Below are 18145 nucleotides of genomic sequence, written 5' to 3'. Positions count from 1 at the left end.
TCACTGTTTCGTTACGAACCGTTACACAGTCGGTCACGTTTGGAACTCCGCGCCGGACGGCACTTCCCACGAGCACAGGCATGGCCTCACGGCCGAACGCATGGCCCCGCGCACTGGCACAGCGCCGGGTGCGGACGCGACGCCTCGACGGCCGCTTCCCCGCAATCAGTAGACCGGCGTCGAGGCGAATGGGTGAGCCGGGCGGATCGGCCGGCGCAGAATGCTCAGCGGCGGAGGTCGAATCGTCCCCGCTGCATCGCGTCCTGGACTTCGCCGACGAGCTCCTCGAGCACGTCTTCGAGGAACAGCAGGCCGAGGACCTGCGCCTGCGAGTCGATGACGCGGGCGACATGGATTCCCGCCTTCTGCATCTGCGCCAGCGCCTCCTCGACCTCGTCATCGGCGGTGACCGTGAACAGGGGGCGGAATCGCTTGCTCTGTACAGGAGCGTCGAAGGCCTCTTCGGTGTCCGCGTAGAGGACATCCTTGATGTGGAGGTAGTCCTGCGGATACCCGTCGTCACCGACGACGAAGTATCGGGAGAAGCCTGTCTTGCCGACCAAGGTCACAAGCTCGTTCGGGGTCACCTTGTCCGAGATCGTGATGAGTTCGGACATCGGGACCATGATGTCGGACGCAGTCTTGTCGCTGAACTCGATGGCACCCTTGAGCAGCCCCGTGTCATCACTGAGCAGTCCCTCACGCTTCGACTCGGCCACGATCGATTCGACCTGCTCGATCGTATAGGCCTCGTTGACCTCGTCACGGGCCTCGATCTTGAACAGGTGGAGGACCCCATTGGCCAGGCCGTTGAGGGGGCGGATGACGAAACCGAAGACCCGCGCCAGGAACACCAGCGGTGTCGCCAGCAGCATCACGGCCTGACCGGAGGCGGCCAGCGCCAGGTTCTTCGGCACCATCTCACCGATGACCACGTGCAGGTAGGTGACGACGCCGAGCGCCAGGACGAAGGAGATCGTCGAGGACAGTCCGGCGGGAATGCCCAGGCCCTCGAGGGGACCGGCTAGCAGGTGGTGGATGGCCGGTTCGGCCACATTGCCCAGAAGCAGGGAGCACACGGTGATGCCGAGCTGGCAGATCGCCAGCATCAGTGACACGTGCTCCATCGCATAGAGAGCGGTCTTGGCCGCCGCGGAGCCTTCGGCCGCTCGCGGTTCGATCTGTGATCGCTTGGCAGCGACCACCGCGAATTCGGCGGCGACGAAGAAGGAGTTGCCCAGCAGGAGAACGACCAGCCAGACCAGTCCGAACCAATCGGCGCTCATCGAGTCTCACCTCCGGTTTCGAATGCCCCTGAGTCGGCGGCGCGCAGCACGACCCGGAGGCGTTCGATGCGTCGTCCGTGCATCCGTTCGACCACGATGCGGGCGTCCTCCATGCGGACCTCGTCACCCGGTTCGGGAATCCGTCCGAGCTCCTTGAGGACGAATCCGGCCAGAGTCTCATAGTCCGAGTCCTCCGGGATGGTGGCCCCGATCGTCGACGAGATCTCATCGGGTCGCAGCTGACCGGGCACGATCCAGGAGCCGTCGCGAGCCGGTCGTGCCGCGACGCGCATCCGATCGTGCTCATCGGCGACCTCTCCCACGAGCTCCTCGACGACATCCTCGAGGGTGACCACTCCAGCTGTGCCGCCGAACTCATCGACGACCACAGCCATCTGCAGGCCGGTTGCGCGCAGCTCCAAGAGCAGCGGGTCGAGGCGCTGCGTCTCCGGGATCTCACGGACCTCGGTCATCAGCCCTCCTGCGTAGGCGTCGTCGCGGTTGCTCGGAGGCACGGCGAAGGCCTGTTTGACGTGAACGACTCCGACGATGTGGTCCTTGTCCTCGTCAGCCACGGGGAACCGGGAGAATCCGGTGTCCCGGGCCTGTTCGATGATCTGTCGAGCCGTGGTGTCCTTGTCCACCGTGGACATGCGCGTGCGCGGAGTCATCACGTCTTCCGCGGTGCGATCGGAGAAGCTCAGAGTCCTCTCCAGCAGACCTGCTGTCTGCTCATCGAGCACGCCCTCCTCGGCGGAATGCCGCACGAGTGAGGTCAGCTCCTCCGGGGAACGCCCCACCGAACCTTCTTCCTGCGGCTCGATGCCCATCGACATGAGGATCTTGTTCGCCGTGCCGTTGAGGACGGCGATGACGGGCTTGAAGACGATCGAGAAGACGTACTGCATCGGTGCGGCGATGCGACCGGTCGCCAGCGGCACAGCGATGGCGAGGTTCTTCGGCACGAGCTCTCCGAAGATCATCGATCCCACGGTGGAGACGATGAGGGCGATGGTCAGCGCCAGCGGGGCCGCGAGGCCGGGGCCGACGCCCCAGGCCTCGAACAGCGGCGCCAGCAGCCTGCCCAAGGACGGTTCCATGAGGTAACCGGTGAGCAGAGTGGTGATCGTGATGCCCACCTGCGCTGCCGAGAGCTGGGTGGACAAGTGGGTCATCGAACGCCGCAGCGTCTTCGCGCCGACGATACCTTCTTCAACCGCCTTATCGGCTGTGTGGCGGTCGAGCGTCAACAGCGAGAATTCGGCTGCGACGAAGACTCCGGTGCCGAGGATGAGCAGCAGTGCGAGGGCGAGGAGTATCCATTCCATCAGTGGCTGTCCCCGCCGTTCGCTATCTGCTCAGCAGAGCAGGTGAGGTGTGAGACCCTCGCGGGGTGAGGGTCGTCATCTGGGGCGCCGGCTTCCCGCCGGCCGGGACTGTCACTGTGCATGAAGAGATCTTACCAACTTCCCGACAGCGGTCGGCCCTCTTCGTAGCCGGCGGCGCTCTGGACACCGACCGCGGCCAGACGGGCGAATTCTCCGAGATCACCGGCTCCGGCATAGGTGCAGGAGCTGCGGACGCCCGAAGTGATGCCGTCGAGCAGGTCCTCGACCCCAGGAGATTCAGGGTCGATGTACATGGTTGACGAAGAGATGCCCTCTTCGAACAGTCCCTTCCGAGCGCGCGCAAAGGCCGATTCCGCTCTGGTCCGGTTGGCCACGGCCCGAGCCGAAGCCATGCCGAAGCTCTCCTTGTACTTCCGGCCCTCTCCGTCGACGAGCAGGTCGCCGGGCGATTCGTGGGTCCCGGCGAACCAGGATCCGACCATCACCTGAGAGGCCCCGGCCGCCAGGGCCAGAGCGACATCGCGGGGGTAGCGGACCCCGCCGTCGGCCCACACGTGGGCACCCAGCTCGCGAGCCGCCTCGGCGCATTCGAGCACCGCGGAGAACTGGGGACGACCGACCGCGGTCATCATCCTGGTCGTGCACATGGCGCCCGGGCCGACTCCGACCTTGACGATGTCGGCACCGGCAGAGACGAGGTCGCGGACCCCTTCGGCGGTGACGACGTTTCCGGCCACGATCGGCACCCCGAGTTCGTCATCCGCGATCGCCGACAGTGTGTCGAGCATCTTCACCTGATGGCCATGGGCGGTGTCGACGACGAGGACGTCCGCACCGGCCTCGACCAGCGCAGTGGCACGTTCGACCGCGGCACCGTTGACGCCGATGGCCACGGCGATCTTCAGCCGTCCCCGATCGTCGACATTGGGCGTGTAGATGGACGAGCGCAGCAGCGACTTCGGAGTCAGGCTGCCGAGCACCGTGTTCTCATCGTCGACGACGGCGGCGAAATCGGCACGCGACTCCGTCATCGACTCGAACAGGGACTCCAGCTGCGCAGCGTCCTCCCAGTCGACCTCGGAGGCGCGGATGACATGCGGTGAGGAGTCCAACAGCTCCGCCACCGAGGTGAAGCGATCGACTCCGCGCAGATCTGCGGCATTGATGATGCCTTCGAGCCTTCCCGCGTCGTCGACGACGACGCCGAAGCCGTGCGGACGCTTGGCCAGCACGTGCAGAGCATTGAGCACTGTGTCCTCGGGTGAGAAGCGCAGCGCGGATTCGAAGATTCGGTCGCGGCTCTTGACCCAGGCGATGGTCTCCTGCGCAGCGTTCAGCGGAATGTCCTGGGGCAGCACCGCCAGTCCTCCGCGACGTGCCATCGTCTCCGCCATCCGTCGACCGGACACCGCGGTCATATTCGCTGCCACGAGCGGCGTCGTCGACCCGGTCGGATCGGTCGTCGTGAGGTCGACTTCGAAGCGCGAAGTCAGCCCCGACGAGTTCGGCACGAGGAAGACATCGGAGTAGGTGAGATCGGTGTTCGGGTCATTTGAGATGAAACGCATAACACTATTGTCCCTTAACTGCACATTCGATGGCACATCACGTTAGGCTTGGAGATGTCGTTAAGCAGCAAGTCTTGAATCAGGAAGTAGGCGATCAACGCCGTGTCCGTCAATACTCCGAACCGCACCGTTGAAGACTTCGGGTCGAATGAGTGGCTGGTCGAGGAATTGTATGAGCAGTACAAGTCAGATAAGAATTCGGTCGACCAGTCCTGGTGGCCCTTCTTCGACAAGTACGAAAAGAACGGCGGAGGCGCTCAGTCCGCTGCCGAGCCAGCCGCCGAGCAGGAGGCGAAGCCGGCCGCGAATAAGTCGGATGCCAAGGCCCCTGCCTCAGCTGCAGCCCCGGCGACCTCCCGTGAGACCTCTCGCGGCGTCTCCCCGTCTTCGGCTGAGTCCGAGACGCTGAAGGCAGAGACCAAGTCCGTGCCGAAGGTCACCGCGAAGGAAGCCGCACCGAAGCCCGCACCGGAGGAGACGATCACTCCCCTGCGCGGCCCCGCGAAGCTCATCGCCAAGAACATGGATGAGTCGCTCGAAGTCCCGACCGCCACCTCGGTCCGGGCCCTGCCTGCCAAGGCGCTCATCGACAACCGGATCGTCATCAACTCGCACCTCAAGCGCACCCGAGGCGGGAAGGTCTCCTTCACCCACCTCATCGGCTTCGCCGTGATCCGCGCCCTGCAGAACTTCCCCTCGCAGAACGTCTCCTACGACGTCCGCGACGGCAAGCCCGTGATGGTCTCCCCCGCCCACATCAACTTCGGCCTCGCCATCGACGTGCCGAAGAAGGACGGATCACGCACCCTGCTGGTGCCCAACGTCAAGAAGGCCGAGACGCTGACCTTCCGCCAGTTCGTCGACGCCTACGACGGCCTCGTCGACAAGGCACGGCAGGGCAAGCTCACCGCCGACGACTTCGCCGGCACCACCGTCTCGCTGACGAACCCCGGCGGAATTGGCACGGTCCACTCCGTTCCGCGTCTGACCAAGGGCCAGGGCTGCATCATCGGCGTCGGCGCGCTCGACTACCCCGCCGAGTTCCAGGGTGCCAGCCAGCAGACCATCAACTCTCTGGCCGTGTCCAAGGTGCTGACCCTGACCTCGACCTACGATCACCGCGTGATCCAGGGAGCCGGTTCGGGCGAGTTCCTCAAGCTCGTCCACAGCTACCTGCTCGGCGAAGACGGCTTCTACGACGATGTCTTCGAATCCCTGCGCCTGCCCTATGAGCCGGTGCGCTGGGTTCCCGACGTCTCGGCCGAAGACCAGGACGACGTCAACAAGACCGCACGCGTCATCGAGCTCATCGATGCCTACCGCACGCGCGGTCACCTCATGGCCAATATCGATCCTCTGGTCTACCGTCAGCGGTCCCACCCGGATCTCGACATCAATCAGCACGGTCTGACCCTGTGGGATCTCGAACGCGAGTTCCCCACCGGCGGGTTCGGATCGAAGCCGATGATGCCCTTCCGCAACATCCTCGGACTGCTGCGTGAGAGCTACTGCCGGACCACCGGCTTCGAATACATGCACATCGCCGACCCGGTCCAGCGCCGTTGGTTCCAGTCGAAGATCGAGGTCCCGCATCAGGAGCTCACCCGTTCGGAGCAGGGACACATCCTCGGCCGTCTCAACGCCGCCGAGGCCTTCGAGACCTTCCTCCAGACGAAGTACATCGGACAGAAGCGCTTCAGCCTCGAAGGCGGAGAGTCCGCGATCGTCCTGCTCGACGAGATCCTCAACCAGTCCGCCGACACCGGCCTCGATGAGGTCGCCATCGGCATGGCCCACCGTGGTCGCCTCAACGTGCTGACGAACATCGCCGGCAAGTCCTATGCGCAGATCTTCCGTGAGTTCGACGGAACCATGTCTCCGGACAGCGTCCAGGGCTCCGGCGATGTCAAGTACCACCTGGGCACCAAGGGTTCGTTCACCTCGCCGGCAGGCAACACCACCGGCGTCTACGTCGCGGCCAACCCCAGCCACCTCGAGACCGTCGATCCGGTCCTCGAAGGCATCGTACGCGCCAAGCAGGATCTCGTCGACCAGGGCGAGTCCGGTTTCACCGTGCTGCCGGTCCTCGTCCACGGCGACGCCGCATTCGCCGGACAGGGCGTGGTCACAGAGACGCTCAACCTCTCTGAGCTGCGCGGCTACCGCACCGGCGGAACGGTCCACGTCATCATCAACAACCAGGTCGGGTTCACCACTCCCCCTGCCTCGGCGCGTTCCTCGTTCTACTGCACGGACGTCGCCAAGTCGATCAACGCTCCGATCTTCCACGTCAACGGCGATGATCCCGAAGCCGTGGTCCGGGCCGCCCGCCTGGCCTTCGAATACCGCCAGGAGTTCAACCGGGACGTCGTCATCGACCTCGTGTGCTATCGCCGTCGCGGCCACAACGAGGGCGACGATCCGTCGATGACCCAGCCGACGATGTACTCGCTCATCGAGAAGAAGGGTTCGGTGCGCAAGCTCTACACCGAATCGCTCGTGGGCAGAAAGTGCATCACCGACGAAGAGGCCGCCGAAGCGCTCAAGGACTATCAGGCCAAGCTGGAATCGGCCTTCGCCGAGACCAAGGAGGCCGAAACCGGCCCCTACGATGGAGAGGCGTTCAACGCTCCCTACGAGCCCAGCGACATCGAGGCCTTCTCCGATGCCGAGACGGCCATCAGTCCCGAGACGCTGCAGCGCATCGGCGAGGCTTTCACCGAGATCCCCGAGGGCTTCACGGTTCACAAGAAGCTGCGGGCGCTGCTCGAGAAGCGCAAGGAGATGTCGCTGTCGGGCGGAATCGACTGGGGCTTCGCCGAGCTGCTGGCCTTCGGTTCGCTGCTCATGGACGGCGTGCCGGTGCGGCTGGCAGGCCAGGACTCCCGTCGCGGGACCTTCGTCCAGCGCCACTCGGTGCTCATCGACTCGGTCAACGGCAACGAATGGACGCCGCTGCAGAACCTCACCGAGGAGCAGGCTCGATTCTGGGTCTACGACTCCCTGCTCAGCGAGTACGCCGCCGTCGGCTTCGAATACGGCTACTCCGTCGAACGCAAGGACGCCCTCGTGGCGTGGGAGGCTCAGTTCGGTGACTTCGCACAGGGTGCGCAGACCGTCATCGACGAGTTCATCTCCTCCTCCGAGCAGAAGTGGCAGCAGAACTCCGGTGTCGTCATGCTCCTGCCCCACGGCTACGAGGGGCAGGGACCCGACCATTCCTCGGGTCGCATCGAGCGTTACCTCCAGCTGTGCGCGGAGAACAACATGACGGTGGCCTACCCGTCCTCGGGCGCCTCGTACTTCCACCTGCTGCGCCGCCACGCCTCGACGACGAACAAACGCCCGCTCATCGTGTTCACCCCGAAGTCAATGCTGCGCCTCAAGGCCGCTGCGAATTCACCGGAGGATTTCACTTCGGGTAAGTTCCAGGCCGTCGTCGACGATACGGATGTCGATGCCTCGCAGGTCGAGCGTGTCGTCCTAGTCGCCGGGAAGCTCTATTGGGACCTCAAGGCCAAGCGCGAGAAGGACAACGACACGAGGATGGCTCTGGTCCGCCTCGAGCAGCTCTACCCGCTCGATGAGGCGGCCATCACCGCCGTGCTCGATCGCTTCCCGGCCGATGCCGAGATCGTCTGGGCTCAGGAAGAGCCGGAGAACCAGGGAGCATGGCCGTTCATGGCACTGCACCTCCCCCAGCTCCTCGGTGGCCGTGAGGTCAAGGTCATTTCTCGTGCGGCTTCTGCCGCCACCTCGACCGGGCTCAAGCACTTCCACGATGGTCAGCAGAAGGAACTCGTCGACCGGATCTTCAGCCGGTGAGCAGCGACATCACCACAACCGTCGCCGTGGTCGGAGGCCCCCTGGTCGCCGGCCACGGCGATGGCCGTGGCCTCGGTTGGGTCGGTCGGGTGACGGCGAGGACCCTGCCGAGCCTCCCGGAACTCAAGGTGTACCCGCTGGCCGTGCCGACCGAGGATTCCGCCGGCCTGCATGCGCGCACGATCGCCGAGGCGTCTCTGCGATTCACTCCGGACGGAGACAACCGCCTGGTGCTGGCTCTGGGATCCGGGGATCTCGATTCGGGACGTTCCGTGGCCAGGGCTCGCCTCGATGTGGCCAATATCCTCGACGAGGCTCTGACCCGGAAGGTCCCGACGTTCGTGCTGGGGCCGCCGCCGGAACACGACGGGGATCGCAATCGTCGCATCGCTGAGCTCAATGCCAGCTTCTCCGATGTGGCCAAGAGGCGCGGCATCACCTACGTCGACACGTTCACTCCGCTCCTCGGCCATCCCGTATGGCAGCGTGAGGTCGCTTCGTCGCGGGACCATCTGCCGGCGCAGGAAGGCTATGGCCTGCTGGCCTGGCTGGTACTCCACCGCGGCTGGTTCAACTGGCTTGGAGTCCAGGACGTCCTCGGCGACAGCTGAGGCCCCTGTGCGGCTCCATGCCGCACAGCAAGCTCGGTGACGAACCGCGACGTCCCGAGGCGCCCGACCGGCGAGGTCTGTGACCTGGTTCGACTTTGCTCTGCTCGGGCGATCATGAGAGAATTAACCGTCTATCAAAGGAGGGCACAATGAGCAAGCGTGGCCGGAAGCGTCGCGATCGCCGTCGTAAGAAAGCAAACCACGGCAAGCGTCCGAACTCATGATTCGCTGATACGTTCGGTGAATGACGAAGGCGGGAAGAGAATTCATTCTCTTCCCGCCTTCGCTGTGTCCGGACTCCCGGACAGCACTCGAGCCTCCGGTCAGGAGTTCTGTTCGAGTGCGATCCGCTGGCGGATCTTCTCGCGCAGTCCCATCGGGGCACGGTCGTGGCTGCACGATCGACGGACGAGCTCCTTGAGCAGCGCTTCGATCTCGTACTCGTCATGACACGACGGACACTGTTCGAGGTGGATCGAGATCTCGCGGATCTCCGTCGTCGTCAGTTCCCCGTCGAGGTAGTGGTAGATGCGCATCAGAGACTCGCTTCTGACGCTTTCGCAGCAGCCTTCGTCGCTCATTTCGCACCTCCCTCAGGACTCACGAAACCGCGCTCGGCGGCATAGTCGGCCAGCATCTCCCGCAACTGTCGGCGACCGCGGTGCAGTCGGGACATCACAGTGCCGATCGGCGTCTCCATGATCTCGGCGATCTCCTTGTACGGCAGGCCTTCGACATCGGCATAGTAGACGACCATGCGGAAGTCTTCGGGCAGTGCAGAGAGTGCTTCCTTGACGTCGGAGTCGGGAAGGTGGTCGAGGGCTTCGAGTTCGGCGGAACGACCGCCGGAGGACGAGTGGCTGTTCGCCTGTGCGATCTGCCAGTCCTCGATGTCTTCGCTGCCGTGTTCCTGCGGCTGACGCTGCTTCCTGCGGTAGTTGTTGATGAAGGTGTTCGTCAGGATCCGGTACAGCCAGGCTTTGAGGTTGGTTCCGGGCTTGTACTGGTGGAAGGCGGCATACGCCTTCGCATAGGCTTCCTGGACGAGGTCTTCGGCGTCTGCCGGGTTACGGGTCATACGCAGAGCAGCTGCGTAGAGCTGGTTGACATATTCCAGAGCATCCCGTTCGAAACGCGCCGACCTCTCGGCGTCGGTTTCGGGGGCTTCTTTGACTGATTCGGTCATCGCAGTCAATGGTACGCCCGTTCTCTCCAGGACGGCAGTGGCGCTCATAGACTTCTCCTTCTGCCTGTCGACTTCCAGACGGGTGCACCCGTCGAATGGCTTCACCCCGTACAACATCGGACTGACGTCCCACTATTCCCACCGCAGCAGTTATGCTTGCGAGTGAGATGCCCGCCACGTAGGAAGGACCACTGTGTCTCCCATTCGTCTTATCGCACGGCCCATGCTGGCCGCCGGCTACATCCTCAACGGAGTCGAACGACTGCGCAAGCCGGAGGCAGCGGCCGCATCGGTCGGCCCGCTCCTCAACCAGGCTCGCAAGCAGGTCGACGTCCCCGTCGACGCAGTGACTCTCGCCCGAGCCACCGGTGTTGCACAGGTCGCTGCCGGTTCGATGCTCGCCATCGGACGCTTCCCCCGCCTCAGCGCATCGATCCTCGTCGGCACCTACCTGCTCGACACCGTCGGTGAGCGTCTGTCTGCTGACAAGACGACGTCGAAGGAAGAGAAGAAAGCCCGCAACGAGCGCACTCTGCTGCGCACCTCGATGCTCGGCGGTGCCCTGCTCGCCGCCGTCGACACTGCTGGACGCCCCGGCCTGTGGTGGCGGACCCAGCATGCCGCCGAAGACCTGTGGTCGAGCGTGGAAGACACCTCGAAACAGGCTCTGAGCGCACTCGGAGTTGACTGACATCTCCACGCACACTCCCCCGGCGACCGGCGACTGGCAGCCGCCGGTCGCCGGTTCCGCCGTCTCTGCCACAGTGTCCGTTCCCGGTTCCAAGTCCCTGACGAACCGTTATCTCATCCTTGCGGCTCTCGCCCGTTCCGGATCCGATCTCAAGGGGTGGCTGCGCAGCCGCGACACCCTGCTCATGGTGGACGCCCTGCGTCGCCTCGGCGCCGTGATCGACGAAGACGGCGATGCGCTCCACATCGAGCCGATCCCTTTCTCAGGCGGGCACGCGCCCACAGACGCAGCTGCGCAGGATTCCGCGCCGATCACCATCGACTGCGGTCTCGCCGGAACCGTGATGCGCTTCATCCCCCCACTTGCCGCGCTCACCGGCCGTGAGGTCCTCCTCGACGGCGATGAGCAGGCCCGGGTGCGGCCGATGTCGGTGACGATCGAGTCGCTGCGGGAGCTCGGTGCGTCGATCACCTCCGCCGCGAGCACATTGCCGATAACGATCCACGCCGACTCTCAGCTGCGCGGCGGCCACCTCGGCATCGACGCCAGCGCCTCCAGCCAGTTCGTCTCTGGTCTGCTCCTCGCCGCTCCCGTCATGCCTTTGGGACTCGAACTCACCAACACTGCAAACTCGGTGCCCAGCCGGACGCACGTGGATATGACGATCGAAGTCCTCCGCGACGCAGGCGTCGACATCAGCGAGCCCGAACCCGAGCGCTGGATCGTCGAACCAGGACTTCCGCGCGGTCTCGACGTGCAGGTCGAACCCGACCTGTCCAATGCCGCTGCCTTCGCAGCGGCGGCTGTGGCCACCGGCGGATCCGTGACCATCGCCGACTGGCCCGTGCACACGACGCAGGCAGGCGACGGCTTCCGCGGGATCGCCGAGGCGTTCGGAGCCACGGTGCGCCTCGATAGGGAAGGTCTGCATGTGCAGGGCCCGGACCGGCTCACCGCGGTCGATCTCGACCTGTCGGCCGTCGGCGAACTCACCCCAGTGGTCTCGGCTCTCGCAGCTTTGGCCGAGGGAACGTCGCAGCTGCGCGGTATCGGGCATCTGCGTGGGCACGAGACCGACCGTCTGGCGGCTCTGACCAGAGAGTACGGTGCCATCGGCGTCGATGTCGTCGAACATGCCGAGGCCCTGACGATCACCGGCACCACTCACCTTCGCCCGGCGCTGTGGCATACCTACCACGACCACCGCATGGTCATGGCCGGTGCCGTCCTTGCCCTGCGCAATGACGGGATGGTCATCGAGAACGCCGGCACTGTGGCCAAGACCCTGCCTGCCTTCACTCAGCTGTGGGAAGCCATGCTCACCCCCGGAGCCTGATATGGCGAAGATCTTCCACGACGAGGACTACCGTCCCCGACCGAACCGCCGCGGTTCACGCCCTCGGACGAAGAACCGCCCCGACCACAAGGATGCCGTATCCGGCCTGGTCACCGCGGTCGACCGGGGTCGGTACCGCGTCATCCTCGCTGACGACGACGGAAACTTCCCGTCGAGTCCCCCGCTTCGGAAGAAGGGCAAACGGTCACGGGGGGCCACCTCGGTGACGGCGGTGCGCGCCTCGCACCTGCGCAAACAGGCAATCGTTCCCGGAGACGTCGTCCGTCTCGTCGGCGACACCTCCGGGACGGAAGGATCCCTGGCCAGGCTTGTGGAGATCACCGAACGGCAGACCCTGCTGCGCCGCAGCGCCGATGACACCGACCCGACCGAGCGCGTCCTCGTGGCCAACGTCGACGTCATGGGCATCGTCACGGCCACCATGGATCCCGAGCCCTCATTCGGCCTCATCGACCGGGCCCTCGTTGCGGCCTTCGACGCGGGGATCACCCCCGTGATCATCGTCACGAAGACGGATCTGCACCCGGCGACGGAACTGAAGGAACGCTTCTCCGCCTCCGGGATCGACATCGTCGAATCCTCCATCGTTCCCGATTCTGAGCCGACCGATGCGACAATCACCGCGAACGCTGCGGCCCGCGACGAGACAGAACCCCACGCCGAGGTGGCCGAGCGTCTCCGTGGACGCATCAGCGTCCTCGTCGGCCATTCCGGGGTGGGCAAATCCACGCTGACCAACGTTCTCGTTCCCGCCGCCGACCGCGCGACGGGCCATGTCAACGATGTGACCGGGCGCGGACGTCACACCTCGTCCTCGGCCGTGTGCCTGCCGTTGGAACGCGGCGGATGGCTCATCGACACCCCGGGAGTGCGCAGCTTCGGCCTGGCCCATGTGGACCGGGAGACCCTGCTCTCCGCCTTCCCCGAGCTCGTCGAGGCCACGGCCGATTGCCCCCGCGGATGCACTCACCTCACGGACTCTCCCGGCTGCCGACTCGATGAATGGGTGGCCGATGGCAAGGCCGGACCGGGAGGAGTCTCACGGTTGGAGTCTCTGCGCCGGCTGCTGCCCTCGACTGGATAGGCTGGAGGCATGAACGACCTCGACCTGGCGATCGAACTCGCCGATCTCGCCGATGCCATCAGCCACCCGCACTTCCGGGCACAGGACTTCGCCGTCGAAACCAAACCCGATCTCACCCCGGTCACCGAATGCGACCGAACAGTGGAGAAGGCGATCGTGGATCACCTCACAGAGGTTCGACCCGATGACAGCGTGCTCGGTGAGGAATTCGGTGCACACGGGCAGTCATCGCGACGGTGGATCATCGATCCCATCGACGGAACGAAGAACTTCGTGCGCGGAGTGCCGGTGTGGGCGACGCTGATCTCCCTCTACGACGGTGATCAGCCGCTGCTGGGAGTCGTCTCCGCTCCAGCGCTCGGGCGCCGATGGTGGGCGGAAACGGGCCAAGGCGCCTACGCGACCGAGCTCGGCTCCCCGGCCGAACGCATCGCTGTGTCATCCGTCGATTCTCTCGCCGATGCGTCCCTGTCATATTCGTCGCTTTCGGGCTGGAAGGAACTCGGCATCCTCGATGAGTTCCTCGATCTCTGCGATTCGCTGTGGCGCACTCGCGGATACGGCGACTTCTACTCCTATATGCTGCTCGCCGAGGGGGCTGTCGACCTCGCCTGCGAACCCGAGCTCGCGCTCTACGATATGGGAGCGCTCGTACCCATCATCCTCGAAGCCGGAGGCACCTTCACGAACACGGCCGGTGTTCCGGGGCCGTTCGGCGGCAATGCGCTGGCCAGCAATTCTCGACTCCATGAAGCCGCACTCGATCGACTCGGTCGGGTCGCTCCCGCGGAGGCCTCCTGATGCCGGACATGATGGGAGCCCCGCTGTGGCATGAGATGGCCAGGGCCGCCGGTCTGACGAATCCTGATGGGTCGATCGGTGAGACGATCTACGGGCAGATGACGAAGTTCGCCGCCGAGGTCGGAGCCGTCAACCTGGGGCAGGGCGCTCCAGGCACGGAGCCCCCGGACGAGCTCATCGCCGCAACGGAAGAGGCGATGCGGGCCGGTTTCAATCAGTACGCCCCCGGTCAGGGATACCCGCAGCTGCTCGAGGCTGTGGCCGCTCAACGCGGACGCGATTTCGGCCAGCACGTCGATCCTGACGAGGTGCTCTACACTGCAGGCGCCACGGAGGGCCTGACCGCTGCGATCCTCGCACTGCTGCCGCGCGGCGGCTCCCTCGTCGCCTTCGAACCGTTCTACGACTCCTATCCGGCGGCGGTCGCCGCTGCCGGCGGAACTCTGCACACGGTGCCGATCCTCCCCGATGGCCGTGGTGACTTCTCCCCGGACTGGGAGGCTTTCGACCGAGTGATCGCCGAGGTCGATCCGGCGATCATCCTCGTCAACACTCCGCACAATCCCACCGGGTTCATCTTCTCTGCCGCTGATCTCGCTCGCATCGGTCGAGCCGCCGAGGCGGTCGACGCCTGGGTGCTCTCCGATGAGGTCTACGAGCAGCTCGTCCTCACTGATCTGGGGCATGTCCCTCCCGCAGTTGCCATCGAGGAGTCTGCACGCGTCGTCACGGTCTCCTCGGCGGGCAAATCATGGAACACGACGGGGTGGAAGATCGGCTGGGTCATCGCCTCTCCCGAGGTTCGCCAGGCCGTTCAGACCGTCAAGCAGTTCCTGTCGTTCACGGCCGGCGGTCCGATGCAGATCGGAATGGCCGATATGCTGGTCGGCGATTCGCAGTTCGTCGCCGAGAACCGAGCTTCGCTGCGGGCACGCGCCGAGGTTCTCGTGCCCGCCTGTCGCTCGGTGCCGGGCGCTGAAGTGTCCACTCCGCGCGCCGGCTATTTCACAGTGGTTGACTTCTCTGCGCTGACCGACCTCGATGCCTTTGAGCTCAATGATCTGCTGGCAAGGGAATATTCGTTGGTCGGGATTCCCGTACCGGCACTGTGCAGGCAGGGAAGCCCGGCACACGAGACCTATCGGGCATCGATTCGGTATTCCTTCTGCAAGTCCGACGCCGACGTCGACAAGGGTGCGCAGCTGTTCATGTCCCTCGGCCGGCATCTGCGGGAGAACCCGGCGGCTCTGCGGCGAAGGCCCTGAACAGCTATCGGGCCTCTGGTCGATTGCGCTGAGAACACGCCAGACGACAGCGCGCAGGAAGCGCTTTGCCGAGATATGAGGGAAGGGGCGAACCGCACATGCGGTTCGCCCCTTCTGCATCGGGCAGCCACGCCGCCTCGACAGTCAGGCGTGCCGACTCCGGCCTGCTGACTCAGGCTTTTGCTGACGGCACACCGGCCGGTCAGCGGCAGTGCTGCTCAGGAAAGATCAGGCTTTGACAAGCTCAAGTTCGAGCTCGATCTTGATCTTGTCGGAGACGAGGAGTTCTCCCCCGCCCAGGACGGCTTCGAAGGTCATTCCGAAGTCCTTGCGGTTGACCGTGGCGGTGGCTGAGAGGCCGGCGACCTGGTTGCCGTTCGGGTCGGTGGCCACACCGGCGAATTCGGTTGCAAAGGTGACTTCCTTGGTCACGCCGCGCATCGTCAGCTCACCGACGGTCGCGAACTCATCAGCGGCATCAGCCTTGATCGCAGTCGACTTGAAGCTCAGCTTCGGGTGGTCCTCGGCCAGGAAGAAGTCACCGCTCTTGAGGTGACCGTCGCGCTGTTCGTTGCGGGTGTTGATCGAATCCGCGGAAGCCTCGGCGGACACGACGCTGTCTTCGAGAGTCTCTCCGACATTGACACTGCCGGAGATCTCCTCGAAGTGGCCGCGGACCTTCGAGACGCCCGCGTGGCGAGCAGTGAAGGTGAACTCCGAGTGGACGGGGTCGATGTTCCAGGTTCCGGCGATGAGTCCCTGTGGCAGAGCAGTCATGATTTCTCCTTTTGCTTGAAATTTGAAGTACGAGATAGAATATAGTTCAATTTTCAACCATGTGCAACCCCTGCGAGTGAACAGCCGGTGACCATGTGTCGGAGGTCACCTGTATTCGGTTTGGCCGTGAGGTGACCCCTCATGTAAAGTTAAGACCACGACGCGGGGTGGAGCAGTTCGGTAGCTCGCCGGGCTCATAACCCGGAGGTCGAGGGTTCAAATCCCTCCCCCGCCACCAAGGTGGCAGAACCCCCAGCCAGTTCAACTGGCTGGGGGTTCTTCTCATTCACCAACCGCTCTCCCAGCAGCTCACCAAGGCTCAGCTCCATCAAGCCTGCGATCTTATAGAGCTCGTCAATACTGAACGGCTTCTTCCCGTTCAGGCGCGCAGAGACCGAACTCTGCGGCAACCCCAGCAATCCAGAGAGCCTCTTCTGTGTTACTCGCTTGCGCACCGTCCAGAGCTTGACCTCCATGGCGGCGTCCGTCGCAGGAGTATCGTGCGTGGTCATCTGGGAATCCATCTCTGAAATCGTCATACTCCAACCCTATCAAGCCTGAGACGATGTTCAACGGATGAGGCGTGCAAAATTCGGGACACGCGATCATTTTCGTTGCAAAGTATCGTGTGAGCCGATAGTCTGCGTTTCATGAGATGGATTGAAGTAGTCAGACGGAACATACGGATCGAACTAGCCCGAGCTGGCAAGTCTCAACGAGAAGCCGCCGAAATGGCCGGTGTCTCTCAAGCCACGTTCTCGGATCGCATGTAACGCAATGAAGGCTTCCGAGTTGGTGAACTGATATCGCTCGCGGCAGGTCTCAACATTCCTATTTCGAACTTCCTCGTAGACCTGGATGAAGCCGATGAGCTGGCTGCCGTGGATCGAGGTGTCAATCAATGAGCATCACACTGGAGTCGAAGTTCACGGAAGCTGAGGCACGCGAACTGACGGAAGAGCTAAAGGGCGACTACGGTTCCCTGCAAGTTAAAATTTCCACTGCATGGCAAGGGCGCATCTGGTTAGCTCTTGGTTACGAATCATGGCAGGACTACCTCGACGAAGAATTCAGAGATGTAAGCCTTCGCCCGCCGAAGGATCTCGAGGATCAAGTGATCGGGGAACTTCGCGCAGCAGGAATGAGCGTGCGGGGCATCGCTGCCGCCACTGATATCAGTAAGTCAACAATTGACCGCCGGGTAGCTGATGCAGGTGTCCCAAATGGGACACCTGAGACGACAGGCCGCGCAGGTGAGCCAAATGATTCACCTGCGGCCCCTGCCCCGGTCATCGGTTTGGACGGCAAGTCTTACCAGCCTCAGCGTCCAACTCCCCCGGCTGACCGGTCAGAAGACATCGTGGATGCCGAGGTCATTGAGTACGAAGAGTCGTGGCGCATGACCGGTCAGGTGCCGGACACTGACCGGCTGGCCTCGGACCTGGGAATCGAGCCGATCACGGTCACCATGACCGGCACGGACGCTCCTTTGTCCGGGGCGCACATTGTCCGGGTGGTCAACGAACTGAACGCAGGCACACGGGCACCTCTGCCGCTGGTCAAGAAGAAGTCCAAACTCCTTGAGCAAGCTTTCGCGACCGGCCTGGCCAACAGTGACCAGTTCGAGTTGGAGCAGATCACGGACCTCGGTCAGGAGGTCGCGGACACGGTCGCCGTGCTGACCGACCTACTGACCGCGCTGGACAGCAGCGGACCAAGTGTCCGGTCAGTGCTGACCGACCAGGATACGGCCGGGTCCATGCGGAAGGCGGTCAAGAACCTGAGCATGATCACGGGTGACCGGTCATGACCACGGACACAATCGCCAGTACCTCAGAGCAGGTGGAAGTCAAAGATTGGCTTACATTCATGACGTCCGGTCTCGGCCACGACTTCTTGACGCTGCTAATTGGTTTCGTCGCAATTCTGGCGGTGGGGTCAGTTCTTCTACTCTTGACCGCCCACCTCACCGAGATTCGCCTGCATCGCTCGTTCAACAAGACGCGTACCGCCGAGGTGTGGAGTGAACCTGCAATAGCTGTCACTCGCCACAACGCGACTATGGCTCGATGGGACGAGTGGCATACAGATCTCGATCTGCTCATCGAGTACCCCGCGATTCACGATGTGGCACACGAGAAGTTCGCTGTCCGCATTATCGACACCGCTGAGGAAGCCAAGAAAACACGCGAGCTGTGGGCAGAAACTCCGACCAGCACGAGCCGATCTGTGCCACGCTGCGTGCTGCCGGCGTGAAGATCGCTCCGAGTACTTACTATGCGCGCAAACATCGCCCAGCCTCGGCCCGTGACAAGCGTGACGAGGTGTTGAAGGAAGAGATCAGC

17 protein-coding genes and 1 tRNA gene are annotated in these 18145 nt (G+C 63.8%); 11 read left to right on the top strand and 7 right to left on the bottom strand.

Features of this window, described 5'->3' with window-relative positions; all coding sequences use genetic code 11:
* Positions 1–224: 224 nt before the first annotated feature.
* From D3I60_RS13295 to D3I60_RS13285, 3 genes are all read right to left on the bottom strand, one after another.
* Positions 225–1286, bottom strand: coding sequence for a hemolysin family protein (locus D3I60_RS13295; RefSeq protein WP_262776773.1), 1062 nt, complete (start codon positions 1284–1286; stop codon positions 225–227).
* Entirely contained in the window at positions 1283–2614 is a 1332-nt protein-coding gene (locus D3I60_RS13290) for a hemolysin family protein (RefSeq protein WP_262776772.1), read from the bottom strand. The genes D3I60_RS13295 and D3I60_RS13290 overlap by 4 nt, the downstream gene beginning before the upstream one ends.
* A gap of 131 nt (positions 2615–2745) precedes the next feature.
* Entirely contained in the window at positions 2746–4203 is a 1458-nt protein-coding gene (locus D3I60_RS13285) for a GuaB1 family IMP dehydrogenase-related protein (protein ID WP_262776771.1), read from the bottom strand.
* 102 nt (positions 4204–4305) lie between these two features.
* Here D3I60_RS13285 and D3I60_RS13280 point away from each other — a divergent pair, with 102 nt between their 5' ends.
* From D3I60_RS13280 to D3I60_RS19520, 3 genes are all read left to right on the top strand, one after another.
* A complete protein-coding gene (locus D3I60_RS13280) occupies positions 4306–8028 on the top strand; it encodes a multifunctional oxoglutarate decarboxylase/oxoglutarate dehydrogenase thiamine pyrophosphate-binding subunit/dihydrolipoyllysine-residue succinyltransferase subunit (protein ID WP_262776770.1) in 3723 nt (1240 codons plus the stop codon).
* Positions 8025–8639 carry a GDSL-type esterase/lipase family protein gene (locus D3I60_RS13275; protein WP_262776769.1) on the top strand — a complete coding sequence of 205 codons (615 nt, stop codon included), beginning with the start codon at positions 8025–8027 and terminating at the stop codon, positions 8637–8639. The genes D3I60_RS13280 and D3I60_RS13275 overlap by 4 nt, the downstream gene beginning before the upstream one ends.
* A gap of 149 nt (positions 8640–8788) precedes the next feature.
* Positions 8789–8863, top strand: a complete 75-nt coding sequence (locus tag D3I60_RS19520) for a 50S ribosomal protein bL37 (protein ID WP_157689234.1) — start codon at positions 8789–8791, stop codon at positions 8861–8863.
* A gap of 99 nt (positions 8864–8962) precedes the next feature.
* On the opposite strand, the gene rsrA is transcribed toward D3I60_RS19520, so the two are convergent.
* Together rsrA and D3I60_RS13265 are read right to left on the bottom strand one after the other, a co-directional pair.
* Positions 8963–9220 (bottom strand): mycothiol system anti-sigma-R factor, encoded by a 258-nt coding sequence (gene rsrA, locus D3I60_RS13270; protein ID WP_262776768.1) that lies wholly within the window; start codon positions 9218–9220, stop codon positions 8963–8965.
* Positions 9217–9873, bottom strand: a complete 657-nt coding sequence (locus D3I60_RS13265; RefSeq protein ID WP_369415289.1) for a sigma-70 family RNA polymerase sigma factor — start codon at positions 9871–9873, stop codon at positions 9217–9219. Before D3I60_RS13265 ends, rsrA begins: the two co-directional genes overlap by 4 nt.
* A gap of 145 nt (positions 9874–10018) precedes the next feature.
* On the opposite strand from D3I60_RS13265, the gene D3I60_RS13260 reads away from it, so the two are divergent.
* The 5 genes from D3I60_RS13260 to D3I60_RS13240 are packed head-to-tail and all read left to right on the top strand — an operon-like array spanning position 10019 to position 15023.
* A complete protein-coding gene (locus D3I60_RS13260) occupies positions 10019–10516 on the top strand; it encodes a DoxX family protein (RefSeq protein ID WP_139907894.1) in 498 nt (165 codons plus the stop codon).
* Positions 10509–11852 (top strand): 3-phosphoshikimate 1-carboxyvinyltransferase, encoded by a 1344-nt coding sequence (gene aroA, locus D3I60_RS13255; protein ID WP_276584618.1) that lies wholly within the window; start codon positions 10509–10511, stop codon positions 11850–11852. The genes D3I60_RS13260 and aroA overlap by 8 nt, the downstream gene beginning before the upstream one ends.
* Before the next feature lies 1 nt (position 11853).
* On the top strand, positions 11854–12957 hold the full coding sequence (gene rsgA / locus D3I60_RS13250) for a ribosome small subunit-dependent GTPase A (RefSeq protein ID WP_262776766.1): 1104 nt from the start codon (positions 11854–11856) through the stop codon (positions 12955–12957).
* A 9-nt stretch (positions 12958–12966) separates the two neighbouring features.
* Positions 12967–13758 (top strand): histidinol-phosphatase, encoded by a 792-nt coding sequence (gene hisN, locus D3I60_RS13245; RefSeq protein ID WP_262776765.1) that lies wholly within the window; start codon positions 12967–12969, stop codon positions 13756–13758.
* Positions 13758–15023: an aminotransferase class I/II-fold pyridoxal phosphate-dependent enzyme gene (locus tag D3I60_RS13240; RefSeq protein WP_262776764.1), complete on the top strand. Its 1266-nt coding sequence runs from the start codon at positions 13758–13760 to the stop codon at positions 15021–15023. The genes hisN and D3I60_RS13240 overlap by 1 nt, the downstream gene beginning before the upstream one ends.
* A 228-nt stretch (positions 15024–15251) precedes the next feature.
* Here the strand turns inward: D3I60_RS13240 and D3I60_RS13235 are convergent, their stop codons facing one another.
* On the bottom strand, positions 15252–15800 hold the full coding sequence (locus tag D3I60_RS13235) for a YceI family protein (protein ID WP_262776763.1): 549 nt from the start codon (positions 15798–15800) through the stop codon (positions 15252–15254).
* Between the two features lie 161 nt (positions 15801–15961).
* On the opposite strand from D3I60_RS13235, the gene D3I60_RS13230 reads away from it, so the two are divergent.
* A tRNA-Met gene (locus D3I60_RS13230) sits at positions 15962–16038 on the top strand.
* On the opposite strand, the gene D3I60_RS19365 is transcribed toward D3I60_RS13230, so the two are convergent.
* Entirely contained in the window at positions 15995–16276 is a 282-nt protein-coding gene (locus D3I60_RS19365) for a helix-turn-helix domain-containing protein (RefSeq protein ID WP_369415291.1), read from the bottom strand. The two genes, D3I60_RS13230 and D3I60_RS19365, sit on opposite strands and share 44 nt — an antisense overlap.
* 425 nt (positions 16277–16701) lie before the next feature.
* Here D3I60_RS19365 and D3I60_RS13225 point away from each other — a divergent pair, with 425 nt between their 5' ends.
* Positions 16702–17610, top strand: coding sequence for a helix-turn-helix domain-containing protein (locus tag D3I60_RS13225; protein ID WP_262776762.1), 909 nt, complete (start codon positions 16702–16704; stop codon positions 17608–17610).
* Positions 17607–18056 carry a hypothetical protein gene (locus tag D3I60_RS13220; protein ID WP_262776761.1) on the top strand — a complete coding sequence of 150 codons (450 nt, stop codon included), beginning with the start codon at positions 17607–17609 and terminating at the stop codon, positions 18054–18056. Before D3I60_RS13225 ends, D3I60_RS13220 begins: the two co-directional genes overlap by 4 nt.
* Positions 18057–18145: the final 89 nt, after the last annotated feature.

Source organism: Brevibacterium permense (genome assembly GCF_025506275.1).
Classification (GTDB): domain Bacteria; phylum Actinomycetota; class Actinomycetes; order Actinomycetales; family Brevibacteriaceae; genus Brevibacterium; species Brevibacterium permense_A.
The sequence above is the reverse complement of the archived record's forward strand: the minus strand, read 5'-3'. Positions and strand labels throughout refer to the sequence as shown.